The organism is Microbispora sp. ZYX-F-249, from assembly GCF_039649665.1.
Classification (GTDB): Bacteria; Actinomycetota; Actinomycetes; order Streptosporangiales; family Streptosporangiaceae; genus Microbispora; species Microbispora maris.
The window spans coordinates 92893-116983 of the sequence record NZ_JBDJAW010000004.1 but is presented as its reverse complement, the minus strand read 5'-3'; the positions used below and the strand labels follow the sequence as shown (position 1 = coordinate 116983).

The following is a 24091-nucleotide window of genomic DNA, read 5'->3' as shown; positions in this document are numbered from 1 at the left end:
CTGTGATGCGTATCACCGGTAGTTGACGAACTGAAGGGCGATGTCGAGGTCCTTGCCCTTGAGCAGGGAGATCACCTCCTGGAGGTCGTCCTTCTTCTTGGAGCTGACCCGGAGCTCCTCGCCCTGGATCTGCGCCTTCACGCCCTTCGGGCCCTCGTCCCGGATCAGCTTGGAGATCTTCTTGGCGTTCTCCTGGTCGATGCCCTCCTTGAGGGACACCATCAGGCGGTACTCCTTGCCGGACAGCTTCGGCTCGCCCGCGTCCAGGATCTTGAGGGACAGGTTGCGCTTGACGACCTTGTCCTTGAAGACGTCGAGGACGGCGTTGGCCCGCTCCTCGCTGTTCGCCTTGATCTCGATGTCCTTCTGCCCCGACCAGGAGATGCTCGCGCCGGTGCCCTTGAAGTCGAAGCGGTGCCCGACCTCCTTGACCGTCTGGTTCAGGGCGTTGTCGACCTCCTGCCGGTCGATCTTGCTCACCACGTCGAAACTGCTGTCGGCCATCGGTGTCCGTGTCCTCTCTCCGTTGCCCTTCGAGATTAGTGGGCGCCGATGTGATCAGAGGTCCTTCCTCATGACGACGCGGGGCGCCACCTCGATGCCGAGGGACCGTTCGTGCTCGACGAGCCCGGTGAGCTCCGGCCCCCACGCGTGGGGTCGTACGACGTGGAAGCCGCGCCGGGCGTACCAGGGGGCGTTCCACGGCACGTCCCGGAACGTCGTCAGCGTCACCGCGGCGCTGCCGGCCCGCGCGGCCGCCGCGCAGACGGCGTCGAGGAGCCGGGTCCCGATCCCTCGATTGCCGTGGTCGGGATGCACGGCGATCTGTTCGAGGTGGGTCAGCCCGTCGACCACCCCGACCAGGGCGAACCCCACCGGCGGCCGGCCCGCCACGATGACACGCCCGGGATCGTCGCACCCTTCGACGACCGTGGTGCCCGGCGGGAAGACGATGCCGAGCGGCACGAACATCCCGTCCGCCGCCGTCTCGATCTCCGCCAGGGCCGCGAGATCCGCCGGCTCAGCCTGTCTGATCACCGTCCCACTATGGCCGCCCGTTCGCCGCGTCCGCTCCCGGTTTTCCGGGGCCGCCTGCTGCCGGGCGATCGTGTGAGGGGGCCGAGCCGGAACCCATGTCACGTGCACCCGGGAAGTCCGCTATTCTTCTACCTGTCGCCGCAGCGAGCGGAAGACAAGGCAGGTTGCCCGAGTGGCCAAAGGGAGCGGTCTGTAAAACCGTCGGCTCAGCCTACCCAGGTTCGAACCCTGGACCTGCCACCAGCAGGAAAAGTAGCCCCTGATCAGCAGAGATGCCGGTCGGGGGCTTCTTCGTTTCTTGATCCGCGAGTACCCCTGATTCCCCGTGTCTGACCCTGACTTAGGGCACGCTCGGGGCACGCGATCGGGGGTGCTCCTCCGCGGACGCGCACGCCTCGCCTCCCTGATCATCCCGTCTGCCTCGACCCACCGCGGAGCGGCAGCGGGCCGGGGACGGAGGGGCAAGCCCGTCTTCGCGTGTACGTCAGCCGGTCGCCGTTCCTCGGCAATTGGACGCCAGGGGTCACAGACGGGCTTGAGCCGTAGGAGCCGGTGTGCTGGGCTTGCCTGGGTCGTGGCGGGCGGGATGATCAGGTCTCCACCTCAGCCAGCTACGGCCCCGGCTGACGCGCAGGCGATCACCCCGGAGCCGAGGCCCCCGCCGGAGGCAACTGCTGTCAACCGAGGTGGTACCGCCGGCTGAACGGCCCCGTCGATGGTCCTCGCAGCTATTTCTGCCAGCAACTGCTCAGGATCGACCGGAGAACCGCCAGACCCAGATCGTCCATCCCATGATTGTGACCCCGACGAGCATGGCAACGACCCAGCCGAGCCACTCGGTGGACCCTTCAGGCGCATATGCCTTGTCTCCTACGTACAGGACAGCAACGCGATCGCCTACCTGCGTTTTGTGGTTCAAATCATCGGTGTGCACGTCGGCGACTCGAAGCCGCCCATCGCTGGACACGAACTCGCCGCTCCAGTCGCATCCCTTGCGGCAGTTCCTTGTCTCGATCGTCAATGTGCCACGGATTCCTTCGCCCTTCGCGGCCTGCAGTGCAGGCCCAATCCATCGGACGCCAGCGAGTACGAAGACAAGACCGAAGAGCACAAAGACAATGGCACACCCGGAGGGGATTCTCTCCCTCGACGCAGCGTCAGGATTCGAGCCATCCACGACGAGAAGGTACATGAAGGACTGCGGTCCCGCGATGGGCGGTTGGCGAATCGTTCCGGCGGTGCGGCGCCGTCGGCGCCGGGTGCGTTGGGTACGGCGTAGTGAGCGTGCGGCGGGCGGCCCGAGCCGCCGCTGGCCGGGACCGGCCCCCAGGCCGCACGCCCGGACGGCGGGCGGGCGACGGGCCGCTGTGCGGCGGCGCGCAGCGCCGCCGCCTTGATTTCTGAAAGCGTAATTCGGCAGACCGCGTACACCAGGCGCCCGTCCACCTCAATCATGCGGACTACCACCCGCCCCTATCCGCCCATATGAACGTTTGAGCATGACGGGCAGACGACGGGAAAGGCGGCCAGAAGTGGAAGCTATGCCTCGTTAAGCCCCATCGCTTGGCATGGTTTTGAAGGGAACACAGCGAAACGAGATGTGTCTGTAGTGCAGACAAAAAGCAAGGGGATTTTACCCTCGGTGCCACCGGGGGAAGTGATGTTTTTCGCTACGCCTTCCACGAGTCGACCCTCGCGGAATAGCGTGGCACAAGCGTCCTTCGCCCCCTCAGGCGTGATCTGCGGCTCCTGCAACTCTCCTGCTTTGCGCGGGAACCTAACTTCGACGAAGTGCCCTTCGGGGCTGGCCACGCTGTAACAACGTAGTTGTGTGTAGCGCTGTTCGGCCGGAACTCCCGTGTTCTTTTGGGCAGTAGATTCCCCGTTTGCTGCGGCAGCGTAGGTAGTTGCTCCAGTGCATCCGGCGGTCAATGTCGTGATGAGGCCGCTCAGAAGAGCCGCTCTCGCGATAGCGCCAGCGCGAGTTGCATGTAGTTTTGGCATCAGGGCTCCCATGAGAGGAGCCTGCGCCAGTCCGCGCTGGCGCAGGTCTCCGTCATTCCATGCTTTCACCACAACGTGAGGGATGATGTTCTGTTGTCGAAGTCACCGAGGTATGGGTTCGTCGCTCGGGGGTCGGTTTCGCTCCATCTGACCGAGTGGAATGAGCACGATCCTGCCCGCACCGCTGCGGCCGTCTACCTCTACGTCTCGGACGCCGATGCCGTGTACGCCGAATGGGCCGCCGCGGACGTCACCGGCCGCCTCGGCGAGCCTCACGACACTCCATACGGACTTCGAGAGTTCGCCTACATCGACTCTGACGGAACTCTGCATCGCGTCGGCTCGCCCATGCCTTGAGTTGCTCAGGTGAGTGGAGTCGGCGCCGCGGCAAGCACCTCGAGCTGCCGGACGACATGCTCGATAGGAGCGCGAGCGTCGATCTCCACGGTGGCGGTGGCCCGCAGCAGCGGCTCGACGACGCGCAGGTTCTCCAGGATCGCGTCCCGTTCCTCCGGCCGCTTCCCGTACGGATTGCCGGTCCGCTCCCCGACCCGGGCCAGCAGCACCTCGGCGGGCGCGCTCAGCAACACGACGTGGTCGAACAGCGGATAGAACCGGCCCTGGTTGCTCTTGCAGCCGGCCACGAACAAGGCGCCCTCCGTGTGGCCGGCGAGCAGATCGGTCATCGCCTCCTCACGCCACACCCAGTCCGGCGACCCGTCCGGGAGGGTGACCCAGTGGCTCCAATGGCCGTAGTCCGTGTCCACGACTCGGTGCCCTCGTGCGCCCAAGATCTGGAGTGCGGTCGACTTACCGGTTCCCGACATCCCGGTGATCAACACCTTGGCCATCGGGGCCTACAGAGCCGTGGAGGCGGTGGTCTCGGGCACGAAGGCGATGCCGTCGAAGTGCTCGGCGAGCACGGTGGGCATGTAGCTGAGTTTGTAGGTGAACCGCCTCGCCACCAGGCCGCCGTAGCTCCGCATGAACAGGGATTCGCCGAGCCACTGCGTCACCGCCTCGGGCCGCGGCTCGCCCCGCAGGTCGATCACATACTCGCCCGGGGAGGCGGCGGCCAGGTGGCCCTCCACGATCGTGGGTTTGCGGACGAGCGGAACCCGGAAGGTGGCCGGAGGCCTGGCCGGGTTCACCTTTCCGAATCGTGGCCGCCGGGCCCGGAACCGGCCTTCTCCGAACAGCACGCCGAGGGCGTAGTACGCCTCACCATGGCGCTGTGCGAGGTGCCATCCCATGGCGGGCACCGACCCGCCGCTGTGGCTGCCCCTCATGATGTGGCCGTTGTGCGCCCAGAGGGCGATCTTGGCGTTCGGGTCGGTCAGGAGCAGGTCGAGGTTGTCGGCGAGGTACCGGTCGCGGGCGACGCTCACGGTCTCGGCGGGGTCCGAATGCCGGAACGGCCGGCTCGCGAGGTCGGCGCTCTGCCGCACGATCCGCGCGTGCGCCAGCGCTTCGTCCCGTTCGGGGCCGGCGGTCCGGCCGGTCAGGAAGTCCTCCACACGGCGGGCGTCGGCTTCGATCCGCCGGTCCAGCGGCGGGCCGACACCCAGGCGCTTGCCGGTGAGGGGAGCGAGGGGGTCGAGCAGGTCCGGCGCGTCGTCGCCGAGGTGGGTACGCAGGGCCTCCAGCGAGGCCGCGGGATGCTGCGGGTCGATCCCCACGAACCGTACCTTCGCCGCGGCGGTGCGGTTGTGGTCGCGCAGCCATTGAACGACCGCCAGCATCTCCTCGGTGTGCAGCGTCCAGAAGCCCAGACCGGCGAGCGCCTCGACCGGATCACCGGAGCCGCCCCGCACGTAGTCGTCCACGGCCCGCGACGCCGACGCGCTCGCCTCCACCGCGAGTGTCGTGACGCCCAGCTCCTCCACCAGGAACTCCAGCAACCGGTGCCTGATCAGGAAGAACTCCCGGCTGCCATGGGTGCCCTCGCCGACTCCCACCACCCGCACCCCGTCCAGGGCGGCGCGGAACGGCGCCAGGTCGGTGGTCCCGGCGCCCGGTGTGAGGCCGTCCAGCGGTATCGCTCGCGACTTGAGCCACTCCGCCACTTCGTTCTCCATGAAGACTCCCCACGGTCGATCGAACGCGGTCAGAGACCCGTGACGGTGCTGCGGCGTTCGAGGAGGACGACGTCGCGCCAGCGGTCGTGATGGCGGCCGATGTGGTGGCGGACGCCGACGACGCGGAAGCCGGCCTTCTCGTGCAGGCGCAGGCTGGCGGTGTTCTCGGGGAAGACGCCCGACTGGATGGTCCAGACGCCCTCGGCCTCGGTGGACCGGATCAGGGCGTTCAGCAGCGCCATCCCGACTCCCCGGCCGGAGTGGGCGGGATCGACGTAGACGGAGTGCTCGACGACCCCGGCGTACACGCAGCGGCCGGAGACGGCGCTGACGGCGACCCAGCCGATCACCTGCCCGGTGGTGGTGTCCACGGCGACGTGCCGGTGGAGGGGCAGCTTCGCGGCGTCGAACGCCTGCCAGGTGGGGGCGGTGATCTCGAAGCTGGCGTCACCGCTGTCGAGCCCCGCTTGGTAGATGGCGAGGACCTGGGCGGCGTCGTCCTCCCGCATATCCCGGATGTCATAGCCGGCGGACCTATCGCGATCAATCATCTGCTCCCTCTCCTGGACGGCTTCGAGCTGAGGGGGTGGCCGCCGATCCGGTCGGGACCCCACATCCACAGCACCACCGCCACGAAGGCGATGGCGACCGCCACGAAGAAGAGGACGTACGGGAAGGAGTTGCTTCCTTTCGCCGGCTCTTCGAGGGTCGCCGGTTCCACCACCGGAGCGATCGTGTCGATGAGGGCCTTCGCGGCCGCCTTGAGGTCGCCCGGAGGGGCGTGTCCGAGATCCGCCGCCCGGGTGACCTGTAGCAGATCCTGTTTTATCCCGTCGCCCGCCGCGTTGTTGACGAGCACGACCATCCTGCGCTGCGGAAGCGGCAGGTCACCTACAGCAGAGGGCCGGTAGCCCTCGTAGGCGCTCACGCTCTCGGGGACGATCGCGGCGTCGGCGGAGTGCTCCGCGAGCCGACGCGAAATATCCTCGGGCGACGAGGGGTGCAGCAGGACGCCCCGATCACGCAGCGCGTTCAGCTGTTCCGCGCCGAGGGTGTCGCGGATGAGAACCTCGTCGCCCTTCTCGGGATGGTCGAGGAACCTTTCGGGCTTGATGTCGTCATTGACGAGCAGGACGTCGGGATCGGTCACCCGCAGGTCCGCCAGTTCGCTGAGGCCCAGAGCCTGCAGCTCCGCCCGCACGTCCCTGCCGGAGTACCGGCCGCCGCTGACCGCCCGGAGGACGTCGAGGTCGTAGGCGATCGTCACGGTCGGCACTTCGGCGCGCGGCGTGACGGTCGCGGGATCGAGGGTCTCGATGGCCGGGGCGTAGCCGTCGCGGCGGAGCATCTCGGCGAAGGCCTCGGCGGCGTACTGCTGCTCCGCGGGCGCCTGCACGACCACCGGCGGAGGGGCGAACTTCTCCGGGGAGGATTCGCCGGCGTCGCCCAGAGCCAGGAAGACGGCCACGACGGACACCACGATGAGCAGGGCCGTTCCCGCCAGGGTCACCGTCAGACGCGCTCGCCGGTTCAGAGCCCGCCAGGTCCACCGGCGCTCGGGCGGCGGCTCGCCCATGAGAGAGGTGAGCAGCCGCCGGACGGTCTCGGGGGTGGTGTCCGAACAGATGAGGGCGTCGGCCATGTCCTGGCTGGACCGCCTCCCCATGTCCTCGAGCGGAAAGGCCGCGTCCACGAGCCGTCTGTAGAGGACGCTCGCGTCACTACGCGCATCGATCACGCCGCGGAAGCAGTTGCGCTGGAGCAGGGCCCGCTGGAGGTGCTGCCGCGCCGTGGGGGTCGTGCCCGTACGCGCCAGTTCCTCGACCGCGCCGCGGACGTCCTTGGCGTACATGAGCGCGTCGGCCAGCGCCTCGATGAAGGGGTTTCCCGCGCCGTTCCGGTACGCCACCGTGGTGTCCGCGGGACCCGCGGGCGGGGCGGGGGGAGGGTCCGGAGAGGGTTCGATCTCGGGCACCGCGCTGCCGGACAGTTCGACCAGTTTGAGCACCTTGGGCCGGTCCTTCTCGAGCGACAGCGGCTCGGTGCCGCGGGCGAGCCTCGCGACCATCGTCGCCACGGGGACGTCGGACCGTGTGTAGAACTGGTGGCAGAGTTTCGAGGCCGTCTGGTCGCGGACGCTCTCGGCCGCGTGTCCCCACACCACCGTCTGCCCTCCCTCGGGGGCGTACCGCGCGAACGACAGCTTGATGGTGTGCTCGGTCGTGCTGCTGGTCCAGGTGGCGGCGGTGAACCTGGTCCGCGTCCCGTACGGCAGCAGCGCCGCGACGGTGTCCACGAACCGCAGCCGGTCGATCATGGGGACGGCGTCGGCGCCCACCACGCACACCGGCCGGCCGTTCAGCAGCAGCGCCGCCGCCGAGAGCGCGTCCGGCCCGGGAGAGACCGCCTCCGGATCGTACGGTGGCACGTCGACGGTCAGCGGAGGCCGCGGCTCGAGCGGCAACGCGGCGAAGGCGGTGTAGAGCGCCGTGTAGGACACGGGCCGGTCGACGAGCTGCTCGTACGGCACGTAGAACCAGCGGGTGTAGGCGATCCTGCGGTTGGCGAAGTCGTGGTGACCGGACCACTCACGAATCGCCAGGACCACATAGTGGGATATTTCCCCGTTCTCGCTGACCTTCGCGGTCCCGATCGTCACCTGCGGCAGGTCGACGGCGGTACCCGTGGTGTAGCGGTCCCTGAGCTTCTCGAACACCTCGTAGTCGAGCCGTCCGTCGCTCCAGTTCAGCAGACCGTATTCGTCGTAGCTGCCGGGCCGCTTGCCTTCCAGCGCCCACTCGAATCCGATCACCGGGAGCCGCCGGCGGCGAGGTGCCGCCCCAGCCACAGCATGGGCTCGACGACGTTGATGGGATGGACCTGTCCCCGGATGCGCAGGTCCCTGCCCGCCTCGGGCAGCAGGTTCTGGTAGTCGTGCCAGTCGAACGTCTTGGTCTGCGGCCGTACGTAGAAGCCGATCGACGAGGTGACGAAGAACTCGACGCGCGTGCGGTCGAAGAACTGGTCCAGGGCGTTGACGACCATGTCCGCGTTGCCGCTCGCGGACACCTCGCACAGCGCGCGGAACAGGTCCCGGGCGTCCTCGCTGCTCACGCGGGGAAATCCGTACTCGTCGTCCGGCGCGGGGTCGAGCAGGTTGAGCTTCTCCGCGGTCTCGAGCACGCGGGGGTCGTCGAACTTGGTGATGCAGACGGCGACGTGATGGGGGAGCTTCCCGTCCCGGAGTTCGCCGGTCTCCAGCATCTTCTCGGCCAGGCGGGTGAGCGGCGGGTGCAGGTGGTTGAAGGCGTCACCGAGCTCGAACTCCCGGATGGGGTCGAAAAGGAAGACCAGGCCCCGGCTCTTCACCAGGTTGTCCATGAGGCGGCGACGCGGGTCCTCGACACTTCCGGAGCCGGTCCCCGTACGGAGGGGGGCCGCGCTGAACAGACCTCCGGGCGCGTCGACCATGCTGATGCCGATCTTCAGCGGCGGGGCGGGCCGGAGCCTGCGCCACCACCGGCGCTTGTGCCGCTCGGTCGGCCCGACCAGCGTCCAGCGGTAGTGCTCCAGGCTCTGGCTCGCCTCGGGGAAGACCTTCCCGCTCGACAGCGCGTTCGTGCGCTCGATGAGGTAGTCGGACGAGGCGGCGTCGGACCCGATGATCTTCCAGTCGTCATGCCGCCGCATCAGCGCGATGTTCAGGGCGGCCAGAAGCGTGGTCTTGCCACTGCCCGGGGCGCCCCACATCGCGATGTCGTGTGCCGGTGGTCCCGGCGCCGGATCGGACTGCATGCCTGGTCTCACTCCGTCTCGTCGAGGAGGGGGAACGGGATGGGGAGGGCGGCGGGCGCGCTCAGCCCCAGATCGGTGGCCAGCCCCCGGATGTCGAGGGCATCGAGATGCGCGACGGCGTTCGCGCCGAGCTGACGCCAGGCCGGGTGCGCGGAGGCGTCCCGGCGGTCGCAGATCGCGGCGAGCAGGGTGTCCGGCCGGTGCTGGACGCGACTCAGGAGCGATTGCCAGTCGTGCGGATGCGGGCAGGGCAGGATCAACGACCGGTTCGCGCGCACCGGGTGCGGCGGGCGGTCGCCGACGGTGAGCAGGACCGTGCGCATGTGTTCCGATGTCGGGAGTCGCCGGGCCACGGCGTCCAGCATGTCCTCCACCTGGGCGGCGTGCGGGTAATAGGGATAGCCCTCGGTGATCGCGCCGCGGTCCTCCAGCGGTTCCAGCGCGGCCAGAGCGTGCTCGGGCGCGACCTGCCAGGCGGCGACCTCCACCGGATGCTCTCCCGCCGACCGGTCGTCGTAGGAGTGCGCGCCGTACGCCACGAGGGAGACCCGCAGGAGGCCGGCCAGCTCGGCGGACAGGAAATTGACCACCTGGCGCACCCGGCTCAGCCGCTCCTCCACCTTCGCGTCCGGCCCGCACACCTCCACCGCGCAGATCAGATGCGCCGGTCCGGCCCGGGGCGGCAACTGTGACGGCACCGCGGCGACGAGGTCGCCCCAGTCGCGCGGGTCGCGCGTCAGCTCGCCCAGGCCGGTGAACCGCACCTTTCCCGGCCGGATCAGCTCGGCCGTCAGCGGGTAACGCCCGGGGGTGAGCCTGGCGCTGTGCACCGAAAGCAGCCTGGGCTCCCGGCCCTGCCAGGTGACCACGGCGAACGCCGTGCCGTACTCGTCGCCGGGCTCGCAGCGGACGGTCACCTCGGCCCGCGTGCCGGGGACGGCGCCGATCGGGAACAGCTGCTTGCTCCCCAGCCGCAGGCGCCCGCTCGGATGGTCGGCACGCATCACGACCAGGTCGTACGACCGCGACAGGGGGTCGGTGGCCAGGACGTCCTCGATGACCGCGGTGACCGGCCCGTCGACGGGGTGGACGGCGGCGGGCCGCGCCTCGCTCAGCCAGCCGAGCACCCGGTTCGCCTCCGCGCCGTCCGGAAACGAGCAGACGAGGACGACCTCGTCGGCGGACGGCAGGTCGGCGGCCCGGAGCACGGCCTGCCGGGTGGACTCGTCCGCCCACCCGTGTTCGGAGGTCAGGTCGCCCCATGACAGCGACCAGTAGTGGCAGCGAGGTCTGCCGTTGTCGTCCCGGTGGATCCGGAAGACGGTCATTGCGTCGGCTGCGACCTCGACGATCGTGAGGCGGCCGGTGGCGGTGAGCCCCGCAACGGCCCGGGCGACGGCCTTGCGAAGCAGAGCCTTGTCGGGCTCTGGCACGAGTCCTCCGGTTATCGTCCTATTTGTCGCCCACGTTCCATAATGTCTAGTTGGCAGCTACGAAGAGACGACTTGTCATAACGCTAGGCTTCTTGTTGTGTCGTTGCGGCGAATAATTGTCATTTTCCCGCAATCCGATGACGGGGATCTACGATAGCCCGCGTCGCGTGCGTCATGCCACGTTGCGACATGGCACTCCAGGTGGGGGCCGCATAGGCGAGGAGAAACATGAGACGGTTTCTGATTGCGCTGTCCGGAGCGCGGCCGGAGGTGCTCCAACGGTGCCCGACGGAGTACGGGAAGTTCGAGGGCATCGGCGGCGCCGTGCTCACCACGGCCGTCCTCGCGGTCGTCTCGATGACGTTCGCCCTGAACAGCGCCCTGGGCGTCAACGTCGTCCTGGCGGTCATCGCGGCGCTCGTCTGGGGCCTGATGATCCTGAGCCTCGACCGCTGGCTGGTCACCACGATGAGGGCGGACGCCCCGCGCCGCTGGCCGCTGGCCGTTCCGCGCGTTCTCATGGCACTTCTGCTCGGCTTCGTCATCTCGACGCCATTGGTGCTGCAGATTTTCCGGTCCGAGATCGATGCGCAAATCGTGCAAATCAAGCAGCGGCGTGCGGACGTGTTCGTCGCGCAGCAGCAGCAGGGCAACGTCGGCAAGGACGTCGGCCAGCTCCGCAAGGAGGTGGCGGATCTGGAGAAGGTGATCTCCTCCGGGGGCGACGTGCCCATCGACACCGAGCAGGACCCGGCCGTCAAGGCGTTGACCGTCGAACGCGCCAGACAGCAGAAACTGGCCGACAAGCACTACGACGAGTGGCAGTGCCAGTTGTACGGAGGACCCTCGTGCCCGAAGAAGGGCGACGGTCCCCTCGCACAGGACAGCCGGCGCGCGTACGAGAAGGACAAGCGGCGGATCGACCTGATCAACCGGCAGATCGAAAGCCGCAAGCGCGAGTTGAGCGCGAGTAGCGAGGAGGCCAAGCAGGCCCGTCTCGCCAGCGCGCGGGAGGCCCTGCCCAAGGCGAAGGCGCAGCTCGACGCGGGGATCAAGCGGCAGGCCGACCTCCAGGCGTCCTTCGACGCGGAGAACATGGCGACCAACGGCCTGCTCATCCGCATCCAGGCGCTGAACGAGATCACCGGCAAGGACCCGAGCCTCAGCGTCACCCGCCTGCTGCTGTTCCTGCTGTTCCTCCTGATCGAGTGCCTGCCGATCGCGGTCAAGCTGATGCAGCGGCCGGGCAACTACGAGAAGGTCCTCGCGCTGGCGGAGAAGCACGAGTTCCGGGACGCGCGGGGCACCTTCGCCTCGCCCGGCACGGCCGGTCCGGGGACGTCCGTCCCGCCCTCGGCCCGCTCCCAGGACGTCTGGCGCATCTGGTCCCGTACGGGCGAAACCGGCCCTCAGCCGGTCGTGAACGTCCCCGGGGACGGCGCGCCGTACCCGGCGGGCCCGACCGGCACGCGGGCGGAGACCGTCGGCGAGACCGACGTGTACGACTCGCTGGAGGACCAGGAACTGAGACGGATGCCGGACGACAGGACCATGCGGGTGCCGCGGGCCGGCGCGGAGCGCCACGGGGGAGTCGAGCTGCTGCCCGATGACGACTGACGTTCCCATGGCGAGCCCGGGGCGGGTGATCAGGGACCGTTACGAGCTGAGGTCCCAGCTCGGCCGTGGCGGCATGGGCACGGTCTGGCTCGCGAAGGACAGGATGCTCGGCCGGCTCGTCGCGCTCAAGGAAGTCGCCCTGACGCCGTACGGGGAGGCGATCGAGGTCCAGCGGGCGAGGGCTCTGCGGGAGGCCCGATCCCTGGCTCGCATCAGGCATCCCGCGATCGCCGGGATCTACGACGTCTTCGAGGAGGGCGGCTCGCCGTGGATCGTCATGGTCCACGTCGAGGGCGGCTCCCTGGAGGACCTGATCCGGCGGCGGCGGTTGTCCGAGCGCGAGATCGCCACCATGGGACGCGAGGTGCTGGCCGGGCTGACGGCCGCGCACGCCGCGCACGTGCTGCACCGCGACGTCAAGCCCGCCAACATCGTCGTGGGGCACGACGGCAAGGCGGTTCTGGTCGATTTCGGCATCGCCCACATCGCCGGCGAGAGCGGGCTCACCTCACGCAGCACCCTGCTCGGCACCACGGAGTTCATGGCGCCCGAGCGGGTCGACGGGCGCACCGTGGGACCGGCCGCCGATCTGTGGGCGCTGGGAATCACGTTCTTCTGCGCGCTGGAAGGCTACTCGCCCTTCCGGCGGGACAACCCCTACGCGACCGTGCACGCCGTCTGCAACGACGCTCTCCCGCCGCCTCGCCGCCCCGGGCCGCTGTACGACGTGATCGCCGGGCTGCTCAGGAAGGACCCCGGCCTCCGGATCGGGGCGGCCGAACTCGACCGCCGGTTGGCGGCGATCCTCGCCCCGCCGCGGTCCACGCCGCCGAGGCGGCCGCCACACTCACCGCCACCTGCACCACAGCAGCCGCCGTCGCCGCCGCGCGGATCTTCCCCGTACGGCTCCTCTTCACGCGGCACCGCCGCGGCGCTGGCCGCGATGACGCCCGGTGCGGCCGGACAGGCGCTGGACGCCATGACGGACGATCCCTCCCGGGCGGCCGAGGTGCTGGCCCTGCTGCCGGCCGGCCAGGCGGGACGGGTGGTCGGCCACATGACCGCCGCGGGAGCGGCCGCGCTGCTGCGGCAGATGCCGGCGAGCCGGGGCGCGAGCATTCTGGCGGACGTGGCCGACCGGGTCGCCGCGGACATCCTCAACGCGCTCGGCGTCACGCCCGCCGCGGTCCGGCTGGTCGAGGCGATGACGACCCGGCGGGCCCGGCAGGTGCTGGAGTACGTGCCCCCGCCCGTCACCGCGGCCCTGCTGCGGGCGACCACGGACGGCCGCGCCGAGCGCCTTCTGGCCGGGCTCAGCCCCGCCGTACGCGCCCAGATCGCCGCCGCCGGCTGACCGGCGGCAACGGGAGGGCCCGGCGGACAGCGCTGGTCCGCCGGGCCCCGGGTATCCCTACTGAACGGTGATCTTGTCGACCTCGACCGTGATGCCCTTCACCTGGGGGGTGGAGGTTCCGGTCGTGACGCTGCCGGTGCCCGGGGACACGCCCTTGACCGTGAAGGAGTAGCTGAGCGTGCCGCCGGGGGCGCCCGGCGTGCTGGTGATCCGGTAGTCCTGCGTCGGCGGGCCGCTGATCTGGCTGCCGGCGTTGCCTTCCGCGTTCTCGGCGCCGACGGTCAGGCCGTAGGCCGCCCCGGGGTCACCCGGCAGGTTGCCCGGGTTGTAGGCGAACGAGATGTCCTCGGCGCCGCCCAGCCCGATCCATTGCTGGAAGACCTTGCGGCTGTTCGTGCCGTACAGGTTGACCTGCCACTCGACGACGAGCCACCTGCTCACGCCGTCGGTCAGGGAGGCGACGTAGACGCCCGGCGCCCCGGTGCCGTTCAGGTCGGTCCAGTACGGCGCGAGCACGCCGTTCGGCGGGGCCGTGTCGGGCAGCGTCTGCGGGGCGAACTGGATGTCCGCCGCGCCGTTCGTGCCGCCCGCCACCGTGTAGCCGTTGGAGACGACGCCGATCCTGGTGAACGTACGGCCGGCGTAGGTGAACGCCGGGACGGTGAAGTTCAGCGCCTCCTCGTCGCCGATGGGGGTCGGGGCGATGCCGAAGGCCGCCAGCGGCAGGTAGCCGGCCGGGCTCTCGCCGGGTGCGATGGTCGGCTTGTCCGGCTGCCTGCCGGGGAGCGTGCTCTTGGCCGTCACGATCTGGCTGCCGATCTTGGTCGCGCCGGTGACGCCGTTCAGCCGCAGCTTGAGGTCCAGCGTGCTGACCGCGGTGACCTCGGTGTCCTCCAGGGTGTTGTTCTGGACGGTGACCGTGCAGGTGGACTCGCCCGTGTTCCTGGCGATGGTGCCGGGCGCGCAGGTCTGGTCGATCGGCACGGCCCCCTCCTGCCGGTAGAAGGCCACCGGCAGGTGCTGCTCCCGGTCGCCGCCGACCTGCTTGAGGTTCACCTGGCCGAAGTACTGCCCGTCGGGCAGGTCGGGCGCCGTGATCACGACCGTGATCTTCTGGCTCTTGCCCGGTTTCACCGTGAACAGCGGCGGCAGCACGGTGATGTTCGCCCCGCTGACGGTGGTGCCCGTAGCGGTGTAGATCAGCGTCTTGCCGGTCGCGTTGACGAGCGTGCGCTTGGCGCTGATCACGCCCGGCATGACGGGCGCGTTGACCGACGGCAGGTTGAGATCGATCCGGTTCAGCGGATCGGCGGCCGAAGCCGCGTAGTTCGCCGCGGTCTCGTCGAGGGTCAGGCCCGCGTCGCCCGCCTTGCTCAGGTCGATGCGGCCGCCGCCGTAGTCGAACGGGTCGGCCGGGGTGGTCCGGTCCTGCTTGGTGACCTTGGTCGTCGCGGTGGTCTCCAGGGCCGACTTGACCTGGCCGGGCGTCCAGTCCGGGTGCAGCGCGAACACGAGCGCGCCGGCGCCCGCCACGTGCGGCGACGACATCGAGGTGCCCGCGATCGCCTGGTACAGGTTGCCCGGAGGGCCTTCCAGCTCCGACTCCGGCGTCGGGGTGGTGCCCGCCAGGATGTGCAGGCCGGGCGCGGTGACGTCGGGCTTGAGGAAGTCGCCGCCCGGGCCGCGCGAGGAGAACGTCGTCATCGCGTCGCCCTGCCAGGTCGCCTTCTCGCCCTGGGTGAAGCTCGCCGTCGCACCCGGGTGCGAGTTCAGCCAGGCGAGCAGCACGTCGGTCTCCGGCTTGTCGATGTGGACCGTCGGCAGCCAGTGGTTGTCGGTCATGACGTCGAGCGGGGTGGAGTTGTACAGGATCATCCCCGCGGCGCCGCCCTTCTTGACCTGCGCTCCCTTGAGCACCCGGTTCGGGCCGCGCTCACAGGCGACGATCTTCCCGGCGAACAGCCCCGGGGGCGGGGTGCCGACGCACAGCGCGTCGTTGTACGGCGGGGCCGACGCGAGCACCACGGGCAGCGGCGAGGCGACGCCCGCCGTGATCGACGCGCCCTTGATCGACGGCCCGCCGGTCAGCGTGATCGTCGACTGGAAGGTGCGGCTCTGCGTCGAGGCCGCAACGGTGGTCACCCACGGGCCACGGTGGTCCGTCGTCGCCGCGCCCGGTCCCGAGTTGCCCGCCGAGGCCGACACGAACACGCCCGCCGCGTACGCGTCGAGGAACGCGAGCTCGACCGGGTCGCTGTAGGGGTCCGCGCCGCCGCCGACCGAGAAGTTGATGACCCGCACGCCGTCGGCGATGGCCTGTGCGACCGCGGCCGCCGAGTCGGACTGGTAGCAGCCCTCCGCGCCGCAGACCTTGTAGACCGCGACGTGCGCCGCGGGCGCGATGCCGTGGATCGCGCCGCGGTCGATGCCGAGCGGGTCGGCGTGGTCGACCGGCCCGCCCGCCGACGTGGAGGCGGTGTGCGTCCCGTGGCCGTTGGAGTCACGGGCGCTGTCCCCGTACATCTCCCCGCCCACGACCGCGTTGTACGTCTCCAGGAACGGCTGCCCGGAGATCAGCTTGTTGTTGCACCGGAAGGGGTCGGCCGCCGGCGTCAGCGGGTTGTCGCCGAAGTCGCACGTCCGCGCGGTGCCGTCCGCCCTCGGCGGGGGAGCCGGAAGCGTTCCGGGGTCGGCGAACGAGGGATGTTCCGGCCACGCGCCGGTGTCGAGGATGCCGACGATGACGCCCTTGCCCGACGACTTCACGCCGCCGAGCCGGTTGTAGACGGTGGTCGCGCCGATGAACTCCGGGCTGGAGTCGGTGAGGGGCTGCTCCCGCTTGTCCTCCTGCACGGCGGCCACGCCGGGCAGCTTCAGCAGCTCGGCGGCCTTGTTGGCGGGCAGTGTCAGGGCGACGCCGCCGTAGACCGTGCGGAGCTTCTGCCCGACCCTGGCGCCGGGGATCTTGGCGCCGAGTTCGCCGAGGAAGGTGTTCTCGACGCTCTCGATGTGCTTGGTGTATTTCGCCGCGTCGCCGCTCTTCAGGTTGAGCGCTCTGCCGGTGACCGACGGGCTGGTGCCGGGCAGACCCGGCAGGCCGCCCTTGTAGGCCGCGAGCGCGTCGTAGTCGAGCTTGACGACGACGCTCGTCCGTTCCGGCGACTGCGAGGCGAGCAGGGCGGGGTCGCTCTTGGCGAGCCTGCCGCTGGGTGACTTGGCGCCCTGGACGCGCTCGGCGCCCGTCACGGCCGTGGCGCTCCACGACCGCGACGGGGTGGGGCTCGGGTCGGCGGCGGCGGAGGCCGCCGGGATCATCGCCGTCACCAGGCCGAGGCCGGCGACGACCGCTGTGGTCCGTAAGTAGGCAGGTGGGGGCTTCCTCGACACGACACCTCCATGGAGACCTGTGAGGCCCCGCCGCTCAGGGCGTGGAGGAGCCGCGCCGCCCCGGGGCATGGGAGGGCACGGGCCCTCCCCGTTGGGCGACGGGCGAACGGCCACCCGAGACGGGCGGCCGAAGCTGACTCGGAGTTTAACTAGCGATCGTTTTTCCGGCTAGATCGTTCCATCACGTGATTTTTCGCATGCGCTCCCGAAATTTCGGGCCGACGAGTACCGCTATTTCGGATATATGAACCTGGCGACCCTGGAATGCCGATTACTAAACTGCTCACTTGTGGGCGACCAGGCGGAATTACGCGCCGGGGACCGGGACAGGGACCGGACCGCGGACAGGCTGCGCGCCGCCGTCGGCGAGGGCCGGATCACCCTGGACGAGCTGACCGATCGGCTCGACCGTCTGTACGCCGCGCGCACCTACGGTGAGCTGGAGGCCCTGGTCGCGGACCTGCCCGGGACGCGGGCGCCCGAGGTGCGATCGGAGCCGGCGGACGATCTGCTGCTGTTCACCCGCGGCACGCGTGCCGTCAGGAAGACCGGGCGCTGGAGGGTGCCGCCGCGGATCACGCTCGACTGCACCTGGCGGACGGCGGTGGTCGACTTCCGGTACGCGGACTGCCCGCACCGGGAGATCGGCATGACCGTCCGCTGCGACTCGATGTTCGGGGACGTCGTCATCCGGGTCCCGTTCGGCTGGCGGGTCGTCGCCGACGAGGTGACCTCCGGCGGGTGGATCCGGCACAGGCGCGTGCACAACACCTCTCCCGTGCCGCCCGACCCCGACGGCGTCGTGCTGCGGCTGTCCGGGCACATCGGCGGAGACATCTGGGTGCGCTACCACCGGGTCCCCTGACGACCGGCCCCGATACGGTGCCCGGATGCCGCATCCGCCGCATTCCCCGCATCGCCGGCTCGCCGCCCTGGCCGCCGCCGTGGTCGTCGTAGGCGCGGGCCTGGCGGTCCGGGCGCTGCTGCCGGGCGCGGTCGGCAAGTACGCGGGCGACCTCCTCTACACCCTCCTCGTGTACGCGCTGGTGGTCGTGGCCGCGCCGCGCGCCCGGCCGGTCGCGGTGGCGGCCGTGGCGCTCTGCTTGAGCTGGCTGGTCGAGTTCGCCCAGCTCACCGGCGTGCCGGCCGAGCTGTCGGCGCACAGCGCGCTGGCCCGGCTGGCGCTCGGCACGACCTTCAACGCCCCCGACCTGTTCTGGTACGCCGTGGGCGCCGCCGCCGGATACGTCGTCCATGTTTCCCTGATCGCGATCCCTTGTTATCGTCACACTGACGATTAAGGAGGTCGTGGTGGCACTGACCGATCTGCTGGGGCCCCTCCTGGAGCCCGCCATCACCCTGGGCGGCGTGTCGACGAGCTGGGCCGAGCTGCTCGGGTTCGTGACGGGAGCGCTCACCGTCTGGCTGGTGGCCCGCCAGAACATCTGGAACTGGCCGATCGGCGTCGCGAACGTCGTCCTCCTGGGCCTGGTCTTCCTGGCCGTGGGCCTGTACGCCGACGCGGGCCTGCAGATCGTCTACGTGGTCCTCGGCCTGTACGGCTGGTGGCAGTGGCTCTACGGCGGGGCCGGGCGGACCACGCTCGTGGTCACCAGGACCGGCCGCGCCGAATGGGTGTGGCTCGCCCTCGCCGGCGCCGGGGCCACCGGGCTGCTCACCGCCGCGCTGGCGGCCTGGACCAACTCGGCCGTCCCGTTCTGGGACGCCCTGACGACCGCCCTGTCGCTCATGGCGACCTACGGACAGTGCCGCAAGCGGGTCGAGTCGTGGTGGCTGTGGATCGCGGTCGACCTGATCTACATCCCCCTCTACGCGTACAAGGACCTCTACCTCACCAGCGTCCTCTACGTGCTGTTCCTCGCGCTGTGCGTGGCCGGGCTGGTCGCCTGGCGGCGTGACCTGGCCGCCCGGCCCGTCCCCGCCCCCGACGCGGCGGTGGCGCAATGAGCACCCGCTACGCGCACGGGCTGGTGATCGGGAAGTTCTATCCGCCGCACGCGGGCCACCACCACCTCGTCGACACGGCCGCCGGGCACTGCGCGCTGGTCACGGTGGTCGTGGCCGCCTCGAGCGTGGAGAGCATCCCGCTCGCCCTGCGTACGGCGTGGCTGCGCGAGGCCCATCCGCAGCCGCACGTGGTGGTGGCGCCGGTCGTGGACGACGTCGAGATCGACTACGACGACCCGGACGTCTGGGCCGCACACGTCGAGGCGTTCCGGCACGCGCTGGCGCTCGCCCACGGCGGCGGCGCGCCCGACGTGGACGCCGTCTTCTCCTCCGAGGCGTACGGGCCGGAGCTGGCCCGCAGGTTCGGCGGCGTGCACGTCGCGGTCGATCCGGACCGCAGCCGCCACCCGGTCAGCGGGACGATGGTCCGCGACGACCCGGTGGCCGCCTGGCCCTGGCTGAGCCCCGCCGTACGCGCCCACCTCGCCTGGCGGGTGGTCGTCGTCGGAGCCGAGTCCACCGGCACCACCACGCTCGCCCGCGCCCTGGCCGCCCACTACGCCGCACGCGGCGGCGTCTGGTCCGCGACCCGCTGGGTGCCCGAGTACGGCAGGACCTACTGTGAGGAGAAGCTGGCCCTGGCCCGCCGGGCGGCCAAGAAGGCGGGAGCGCCCGAGCCGTGGCTCGACGACCTGGAGTGGGAGCCGGAGGAGTTCACGCTGATCGCGCACCGGCAGCTCGGCTGGGAGGAGGCGGCGGCGCGGGTCGGCTCGCCCGTGCTGTTCTGCGACACCGACGCGCTCGCCACCGCCCTGTGGCACGAGCGCTACCTCGGCACGGTGAGCGCGGACGTCCTGCGCGTCCACGAGCGGGCCCGGCACGACCTGTGGATCCACACGTCCGTGGACGGCGTGCCCTTCGAGCAGGACGGCTGGCGCGACGGTGAGCACGTCAGGCACGAGATGGACCGGCGGCTGCGCGCCGAGCTGTCCCGGCGCGGCCTCCCGCACGTCGTCGTCGCCGGATCGCCGGGGGAGCGGCTCGCCGCCGCGGCGCGGGCCGTGGACGATCTCGTCGCCGCCGGCCGCCACTTCGCCCCGCCGCTCTGAGCTGGTCTCATATGTGAACCGATATCGGCCGGGTGTCCATATGAATATTGGACTTGTTCCGAACCCTCTGGTTTGCTCCTGCGTCTGACAGATCACCGACGCACGAGAGCGAGGACATCCATGGGACACCCGGTGACGGTGAAAGCCGCCGCGATGACGGTCTTCGTCCTGGTCGGCGCCGCCCCGGCCGCGACCCCGGCCGCCGCCGCACCGGCCGCGCCCCCGACGGACGTGGCCGCCGCGCTGCGCGCGCTGGAGACGTCTTTCAAGGGCCGCATCGGCGCGTACGCGATCGACACGGCGACCGGGAAGACGATCGGCTACCGGGCGGGCGAGCGGTTCGCGCTGGCGTCCACCTTCAAGGCGGTGGCCGCCGCGGCGGTGCTGGACCGCACCACCGACCGGGAGCTGACGAAGAAGGTCGTCCACTGGACGGCCGACGAGCTGAAGCCGTACTCGCCGGAGACCGCCAAGCACGTGAAGGACGGCATGACCCTCGCCGAGCTGTGCCGGGCGGCGGTCATCTACAGCGACAACACCGCCGGCAACATGCTGCTGAAGCGCATCGGCGGGCCGGAGGGGCTCACCCGCTACTTCCGCACGCTCAAGGACCCGATCTCGCGGCTGGACCGGTGGGAGACCGAGCTCAACGAGTGGTCGCCCAAGGAGCGGCGGGACACGACCACGCCCGCGTCGATCGCCCGCGATCTGCGCGCGCTCACCGCCGGCGACGCGCTCGGCGCGAAGGACCGCTCCCGGCTGATCGGGTGGCTGCGCGACAACACGACAGGGGACGCGCGCATCCGCGCCGGGCTGCCCAAGACGTGGATCGTCGGCGACAAGACCGGCACCGGCGGGACGTACGGCACCGCCAACGACATCGCCGTCGTCTGGCCGGCCAAGGGGGCCGCCCCGATCATCATGGCGATCTACACCAACCGCCTGGCGGCCGACGGCTCCGGTGACGACAAGGTCGTCGCCAAGACGGCCACCGTGCTCGCGCGCGGCCTCGGCCGGCTGCCGTAACAACTCGTTATGGGGCCGATCGCGTTTTACGGCCCCATAACCTTGTCTATAGCCATTTGGGGGAGGACTTAGTGAACGCCACGGGGAAGGTGCTGCGTCTGGCCGCCATGGGAGCGGCGGCCGGCGTGCTGGTCGCGGGCATCGCGCTGCCGGCTGTGGGAGGCGCGGGCGTCGGGCTGGTGTCGGCCGTCGAGGACGTGGGCATCGCGCCACGGGATCTCGCCGAGCCCCCGCTGGCGCAGGTTTCGGTCATCCAGGACGTGAAGGGCCGCGAGATCGCGCGGTTCTACGAGCAGTACCGCGAGGTCGTGCCGTCCGACAAGATCGCCGACATCATGAAGACGGCCATCATCTCGATCGAGGACTACCGGTTCTACGAGCACGGCCCGATCGACATCGAAGGCACCCTCCGCGCCCTGGCCACGAACCTGCAGTCGGGCGGGGTGGCCCAGGGCGGCTCCTCGATCACCCAGCAGTACGTCAAGCAGGTGCTGCTCAACGCCGCCGACACCGAGGAGGAGAAGAACAAGGCCCTGGAGGCCAGCTACGCCCGCAAGCTCAACGAGCTGCGCTACGCGATGGGCGTGGAGAAGAAGTACTCCAAGGACCAGATCCTGGAGAAGTACCTCAACATCGCCTACTTCGGCGCGGGGGCGTACGGCGTCGAGGCGGCGGCCAAGCGGTTCTTCGGGATCAGCGCGAGCGAGCTTACGCTGCCGCAGGCGGCGACGCTGGCGGGGGCGGTGCAGGACCCCAACGCCACCGACCCCAACCTGGGCAAGACCAGCCGCGACCGGCTGTTGAAGCGGCGCAACGTCGTGCTCGACCGGATGGCCGAGCTCGGCAAGATCACCAAGGAGCAGGCGGCCGAGGCGAAGAAGGCCAGGCTCGGCTACAAGGGGACCCCGCTGCCCGGCGGCTGTGAGTCGAGCAAGTATCCGTACTTCTGCGTCTACGTGCGCAACGAGATCCTCAACAACCCCGACTTCGGCAAGACGGCGAAGCAGCGCCTGGCGTTCCTCAACCGCGGCGGATTGACCATCAGGACCACGATCGACCCCACGATGCAGGCCGCCGCCGACCGGGCGATCAGGAAGTGGGTCCACCCGTCGGACAACCCCGTCGCCGCCGAGGCGCTGGTCCAGCCCGGCACCGGGGCGATCAAGGCGATGGCCGCGAGCCGCCCGTACGGCACGCGCAAGAGCAAGCACCAGATGTCCTACAACCTCGTGGCCGACGTCGCGCACGGTGGCGGCATAGGCTTCCAGGCCGGTTCGACGTTCAAGACGTTCACCCTGCTCACCGCGTTGAAACAGGGCATGAAGATCAACGACGGCTTCAGCGCGGGCGCCGGTTACACCGCGCGGAGCTACGCGGCCTTCAAGAACTGCGCGGGCGAGAACATCGGCGACCCGAGCCACACGGTCACCAACGACGAGGGCGCTCCCGGCTGGAAGACGCTGCAGACCGGCACCTGGGCGTCGGTCAACACGTTCTTCGTCGAGCTCGAGCAGCGGGTCGGCCTCTGCGAGGTGGTCAAGACGGCCAAGTCGCTGGGCATCCACCGCTCCGACGGCGCCCCGCTCAAGGAGGTCGAGACGTTCACGCTCGGCATCAACGAGATGGACCCGGTGACCGTGGCCACCGCGTACGCCGCGATCGGCGCGCGCGGCAAGTACTGCGCGCCGATGGCGATCACCCGGATCACCGACAGCACGGGCAAGAGCACCGACTACAAGCCGAAGTGCCGGCAGGCCCTCGATCCCGAGGTGGCCGACGCGGCGGCGCACATCCTGTCGGGCGTGTTCACCAAGGGCACGATGTCGGCGGTGGGCGGCATCGGCCGCGACGCGGCGGGCAAGACCGGGACCAACGACAACTCCTCCTCGGCCTGGTTCGCCGGGTTCACCCCCGACCTGGCCGGCGCGGTCAGCCTCGGCGACCCCCGTGGCACCTCGAAGTACAAGCTGAACGGCGTCACGATCGGCGGCCGTTACTACGGCTCGGTCTTCGGCGCCAGCGTCCCCGGCCCGATCTGGAAGGACACGATGCTGCGGGCGCTGCGGGGCGTGCCCGCGACGGAGTTCACGCCGATCAACACCGAGCGGTTCGGCGGCTGTGGCGGAAGCTGCCGGGGGCTGGTGTCCGTGACGCCGCCCACGGGGGGCGACGGTCCGGCGGGAGGCGGCGACACGCCGGTGCAGATCCTGCCGAACTAATCGAGGGCGTCGGCGGTGTCGAGGACGCGGAACAGCCGGGTCAGGTTGGTCCAGCGCAGGATGCGCAGCACCTGGCCGCCCGGCGCGATGAGCGCCAGGTCGCCGTCCCTCTCACGCAGGTTGTGCACCAGGCGCACGAGCAGCCCCACGCCCGTGGTGTCGATGAACCGCACCTCGCTCAGGTCGATGGCCAGCCACGGGCCGTGGGCCTCGATCTGCGTGCGCAGCGGCTCGCGCAGGTGCCGGACCGCGTGGAGATCCAGCTCTCCGCGCAGCCCCAGCACCCACCAGCGGGTGGGGGAAGGGGGTTGTGCCGTCCACGTCTCCACGGTGGTTCCCTTCGCTCTCCTTGGCGCCGGGGACCACCGGGGAACGGGACGGGAGGTCCGGGGCGACCGACGAAGCGCTTCGACCGACACGCCGATGAACGTACGAGCTGAGCCGCACTCACAGTAACAATCCTCTTCCTGCGCGTCGATCGAGTGGGGTAAAGCTTCCATGGTCAATAAAAAGATGGGTGGCTATTGTCCCGATCCATGGGGATCAAGCGCCGGCTGCTGATCGGAGGGATCGTCGCGCTGGCCGCCGCCGGGTCGGCGCCGCTCGATGAGGAGCTGTCCCGCGCCGTCGCCGTCGCGTACGCCGCGCAGGGCTCCCTTCCGTACTCGTGGGGCGGAGGGCACGCCGCGCGGCCGGGACCGTCGAAGGGGACGTGCCGGGGCTACAGCGGCTCGATCAAGCCCTGCCCGGCGAGCCGGACGCGCGGTTTCGACTGCTCGGGGTTCACCCGCTGGGTGTACGGCCTGGCCTTCGGGGAGGACGTGCTCGGCCCAGGCAACACCGACGACCACCTCGGCAGGCTGCGCCGGGTCGGCGTGCCGCAACCCGGCGACCTGGTCTTCTACGGCAGGCCGGGCAGGACCCACCACGTCGGGGTGTACGTCGGCGGGGGAAAGATGATCAACGCGTTCGCGACCGGGACACGGATTCGCATGGACGACGTGAGCGTTCTGGACGACCTGCTCGGCTATTACCACTATCCGGCCTGATCCCTATGCTTGCT

The 24091-nt window shown here is 70.1% G+C and carries 21 protein-coding genes and 1 tRNA gene; 11 read left to right on the top strand and 11 right to left on the bottom strand.

Translation table 11 applies throughout. From position 1 onward, the window contains the following. Window positions 1-12 precede the first annotated feature (12 nt). Both AAH991_RS06900 and AAH991_RS06895 read right to left on the bottom strand, forming a co-directional pair. Window positions 13-504: a YajQ family cyclic di-GMP-binding protein gene (locus tag AAH991_RS06900; protein WP_346224900.1), complete on the bottom strand. Its 492-nt coding sequence runs from the start codon at window positions 502-504 to the stop codon at window positions 13-15. Between the two features lie 54 nt (window positions 505-558). Beyond that, window positions 559-1038 carry a GNAT family N-acetyltransferase gene (locus tag AAH991_RS06895; protein ID WP_346224899.1) on the bottom strand — a complete coding sequence of 160 codons (480 nt, stop codon included), beginning with the start codon at window positions 1036-1038 and terminating at the stop codon, window positions 559-561. A gap of 158 nt (window positions 1039-1196) precedes the next feature. Here AAH991_RS06895 and AAH991_RS06890 point away from each other — a divergent pair. Then, a tRNA-Tyr gene (locus AAH991_RS06890) sits at window positions 1197-1281 on the top strand. A 505-nt stretch (window positions 1282-1786) separates the two neighbouring features. Here AAH991_RS06890 and AAH991_RS06885 read toward each other — a convergent pair. After that, on the bottom strand, window positions 1787-2230 hold the full coding sequence (locus AAH991_RS06885) for a hypothetical protein (protein ID WP_142619344.1): 444 nt from the start codon (window positions 2228-2230) through the stop codon (window positions 1787-1789). Between the two features lie 887 nt (window positions 2231-3117). Between AAH991_RS06885 and AAH991_RS40640 the strand changes: the two genes are divergently transcribed. After that, window positions 3118-3399 carry a DUF8817 family protein gene (locus AAH991_RS40640; RefSeq protein WP_507185140.1) on the top strand — a complete coding sequence of 94 codons (282 nt, stop codon included), beginning with the start codon at window positions 3118-3120 and terminating at the stop codon, window positions 3397-3399. Between the two features lie 5 nt (window positions 3400-3404). Here the strand turns inward: AAH991_RS40640 and AAH991_RS06880 are convergent, their stop codons facing one another. The 6 genes from AAH991_RS06880 to AAH991_RS06855 are packed head-to-tail and all read right to left on the bottom strand — an operon-like array spanning window position 3405 to window position 10348. After that, a complete protein-coding gene (locus tag AAH991_RS06880) occupies window positions 3405-3893 on the bottom strand; it encodes an ATP-binding protein (protein WP_346224898.1) in 489 nt (162 codons plus the stop codon). 6 nt (window positions 3894-3899) lie between these two features. Beyond that, on the bottom strand, window positions 3900-5120 hold the full coding sequence (locus AAH991_RS06875; protein ID WP_346224897.1) for an erythromycin esterase family protein: 1221 nt from the start codon (window positions 5118-5120) through the stop codon (window positions 3900-3902). Window positions 5121-5149: 29 nt separating this feature from the next. Next, window positions 5150-5671: a GNAT family N-acetyltransferase gene (locus AAH991_RS06870; RefSeq protein ID WP_346224896.1), complete on the bottom strand. Its 522-nt coding sequence runs from the start codon at window positions 5669-5671 to the stop codon at window positions 5150-5152. Next, entirely contained in the window at window positions 5668-7932 is a 2265-nt protein-coding gene (locus AAH991_RS06865; protein ID WP_346224895.1) for a hypothetical protein, read from the bottom strand. The genes AAH991_RS06870 and AAH991_RS06865 overlap by 4 nt, the downstream gene beginning before the upstream one ends. Further along, window positions 7929-8915, bottom strand: coding sequence for a DEAD/DEAH box helicase family protein (locus AAH991_RS06860; protein WP_346224894.1), 987 nt, complete (start codon window positions 8913-8915; stop codon window positions 7929-7931). Before AAH991_RS06860 ends, AAH991_RS06865 begins: the two co-directional genes overlap by 4 nt. 8 nt (window positions 8916-8923) lie before the next feature. After that, complete coding sequence (locus tag AAH991_RS06855) at window positions 8924-10348, bottom strand: hypothetical protein (protein WP_346224893.1); 1425 nt, start codon at window positions 10346-10348, stop codon at window positions 8924-8926. Window positions 10349-10576: 228 nt separating this feature from the next. Here AAH991_RS06855 and AAH991_RS06850 point away from each other — a divergent pair, with 228 nt between their 5' ends. Both AAH991_RS06850 and AAH991_RS06845 read left to right on the top strand, forming a co-directional pair. Beyond that, the gene (locus tag AAH991_RS06850) at window positions 10577-11965 is read left to right on the top strand and encodes a DUF4407 domain-containing protein (protein WP_346224892.1); all 1389 of its coding nucleotides are present in this window, start codon (window positions 10577-10579) and stop codon (window positions 11963-11965) included. Further along, the gene (locus AAH991_RS06845) at window positions 11955-13319 is read left to right on the top strand and encodes a protein kinase domain-containing protein (RefSeq protein WP_346224891.1); all 1365 of its coding nucleotides are present in this window, start codon (window positions 11955-11957) and stop codon (window positions 13317-13319) included. The genes AAH991_RS06850 and AAH991_RS06845 overlap by 11 nt, the downstream gene beginning before the upstream one ends. Window positions 13320-13376: 57 nt before the next feature. On the opposite strand, the gene AAH991_RS06840 is transcribed toward AAH991_RS06845, so the two are convergent. Further along, window positions 13377-16706 (bottom strand): S8 family serine peptidase, encoded by a 3330-nt coding sequence (locus AAH991_RS06840; RefSeq protein WP_346224890.1) that lies wholly within the window; start codon window positions 16704-16706, stop codon window positions 13377-13379. Between the two features lie 289 nt (window positions 16707-16995). Between AAH991_RS06840 and AAH991_RS06835 the strand changes: the two genes are divergently transcribed. From AAH991_RS06835 to AAH991_RS06810, 6 genes are all read left to right on the top strand, one after another. Then, the gene (locus AAH991_RS06835) at window positions 16996-17571 is read left to right on the top strand and encodes a DUF1707 SHOCT-like domain-containing protein (protein ID WP_346224889.1); all 576 of its coding nucleotides are present in this window, start codon (window positions 16996-16998) and stop codon (window positions 17569-17571) included. Between the two features lie 25 nt (window positions 17572-17596). After that, a complete protein-coding gene (locus tag AAH991_RS06830; protein ID WP_346224888.1) occupies window positions 17597-18007 on the top strand; it encodes a ribosomal maturation YjgA family protein in 411 nt (136 codons plus the stop codon). A 10-nt stretch (window positions 18008-18017) separates the two neighbouring features. Next, window positions 18018-18674, top strand: a complete 657-nt coding sequence (gene pnuC, locus AAH991_RS06825) for a nicotinamide riboside transporter PnuC (protein WP_346224887.1) — start codon at window positions 18018-18020, stop codon at window positions 18672-18674. Continuing rightward, on the top strand, window positions 18671-19783 hold the full coding sequence (locus AAH991_RS06820; RefSeq protein WP_346224886.1) for an AAA family ATPase: 1113 nt from the start codon (window positions 18671-18673) through the stop codon (window positions 19781-19783). The genes pnuC and AAH991_RS06820 overlap by 4 nt, the downstream gene beginning before the upstream one ends. Before the next feature lie 153 nt (window positions 19784-19936). Further along, window positions 19937-20809, top strand: coding sequence for a class A beta-lactamase (gene bla, locus AAH991_RS06815; protein ID WP_428833959.1), 873 nt, complete (start codon window positions 19937-19939; stop codon window positions 20807-20809). 71 nt (window positions 20810-20880) lie between these two features. Continuing rightward, window positions 20881-23028, top strand: a complete 2148-nt coding sequence (locus AAH991_RS06810; RefSeq protein WP_346224884.1) for a transglycosylase domain-containing protein — start codon at window positions 20881-20883, stop codon at window positions 23026-23028. Here the strand turns inward: AAH991_RS06810 and AAH991_RS06805 are convergent. Next, window positions 23025-23357 carry an STAS domain-containing protein gene (locus AAH991_RS06805; protein ID WP_346224883.1) on the bottom strand — a complete coding sequence of 111 codons (333 nt, stop codon included), beginning with the start codon at window positions 23355-23357 and terminating at the stop codon, window positions 23025-23027. The two genes, AAH991_RS06810 and AAH991_RS06805, sit on opposite strands and share 4 nt — an antisense overlap. 207 nt (window positions 23358-23564) lie before the next feature. On the opposite strand from AAH991_RS06805, the gene AAH991_RS06800 reads away from it, so the two are divergent. After that, a complete protein-coding gene (locus AAH991_RS06800) occupies window positions 23565-24077 on the top strand; it encodes a C40 family peptidase (protein WP_346224882.1) in 513 nt (170 codons plus the stop codon). Window positions 24078-24091 lie beyond the last annotated feature (14 nt).

Excerpts from the sequence above, each read along its gene's own strand:
- AAH991_RS06885 (WP_142619344.1), bottom strand. The coding sequence starts at position 2,230 with ATGTACCTTCTCGTCGTGGATGGCTCGAATCCTGACGCTGCGTCGAGG.
- AAH991_RS06845 (WP_346224891.1), top strand. The coding sequence starts at position 11,955 with ATGACGACTGACGTTCCCATGGCGAGCCCGGGGCGGGTGATCAGGGAC.
- AAH991_RS06875 (WP_346224897.1), bottom strand. The coding sequence starts at position 5,120 with ATGGAGAACGAAGTGGCGGAGTGGCTCAAGTCGCGAGCGATACCGCTG.
- AAH991_RS06900 (WP_346224900.1), bottom strand. The coding sequence starts at position 504 with ATGGCCGACAGCAGTTTCGACGTGGTGAGCAAGATCGACCGGCAGGAG.
- AAH991_RS06870 (WP_346224896.1), bottom strand. The coding sequence starts at position 5,671 with ATGATTGATCGCGATAGGTCCGCCGGCTATGACATCCGGGATATGCGG.
- AAH991_RS06850 (WP_346224892.1), top strand. The coding sequence starts at position 10,577 with ATGAGACGGTTTCTGATTGCGCTGTCCGGAGCGCGGCCGGAGGTGCTC.
- AAH991_RS06830 (WP_346224888.1), top strand. The coding sequence starts at position 17,597 with ATGCCGCATCCGCCGCATTCCCCGCATCGCCGGCTCGCCGCCCTGGCC.
- bla (WP_428833959.1), top strand. The coding sequence starts at position 19,937 with ATGACGGTCTTCGTCCTGGTCGGCGCCGCCCCGGCCGCGACCCCGGCC.
- AAH991_RS06820 (WP_346224886.1), top strand. The coding sequence starts at position 18,671 with ATGAGCACCCGCTACGCGCACGGGCTGGTGATCGGGAAGTTCTATCCG.
- AAH991_RS06860 (WP_346224894.1), bottom strand. The coding sequence starts at position 8,915 with ATGCAGTCCGATCCGGCGCCGGGACCACCGGCACACGACATCGCGATG.
- AAH991_RS06800 (WP_346224882.1), top strand. The coding sequence starts at position 23,565 with ATGGGGATCAAGCGCCGGCTGCTGATCGGAGGGATCGTCGCGCTGGCC.
- AAH991_RS06880 (WP_346224898.1), bottom strand. The coding sequence starts at position 3,893 with ATGGCCAAGGTGTTGATCACCGGGATGTCGGGAACCGGTAAGTCGACC.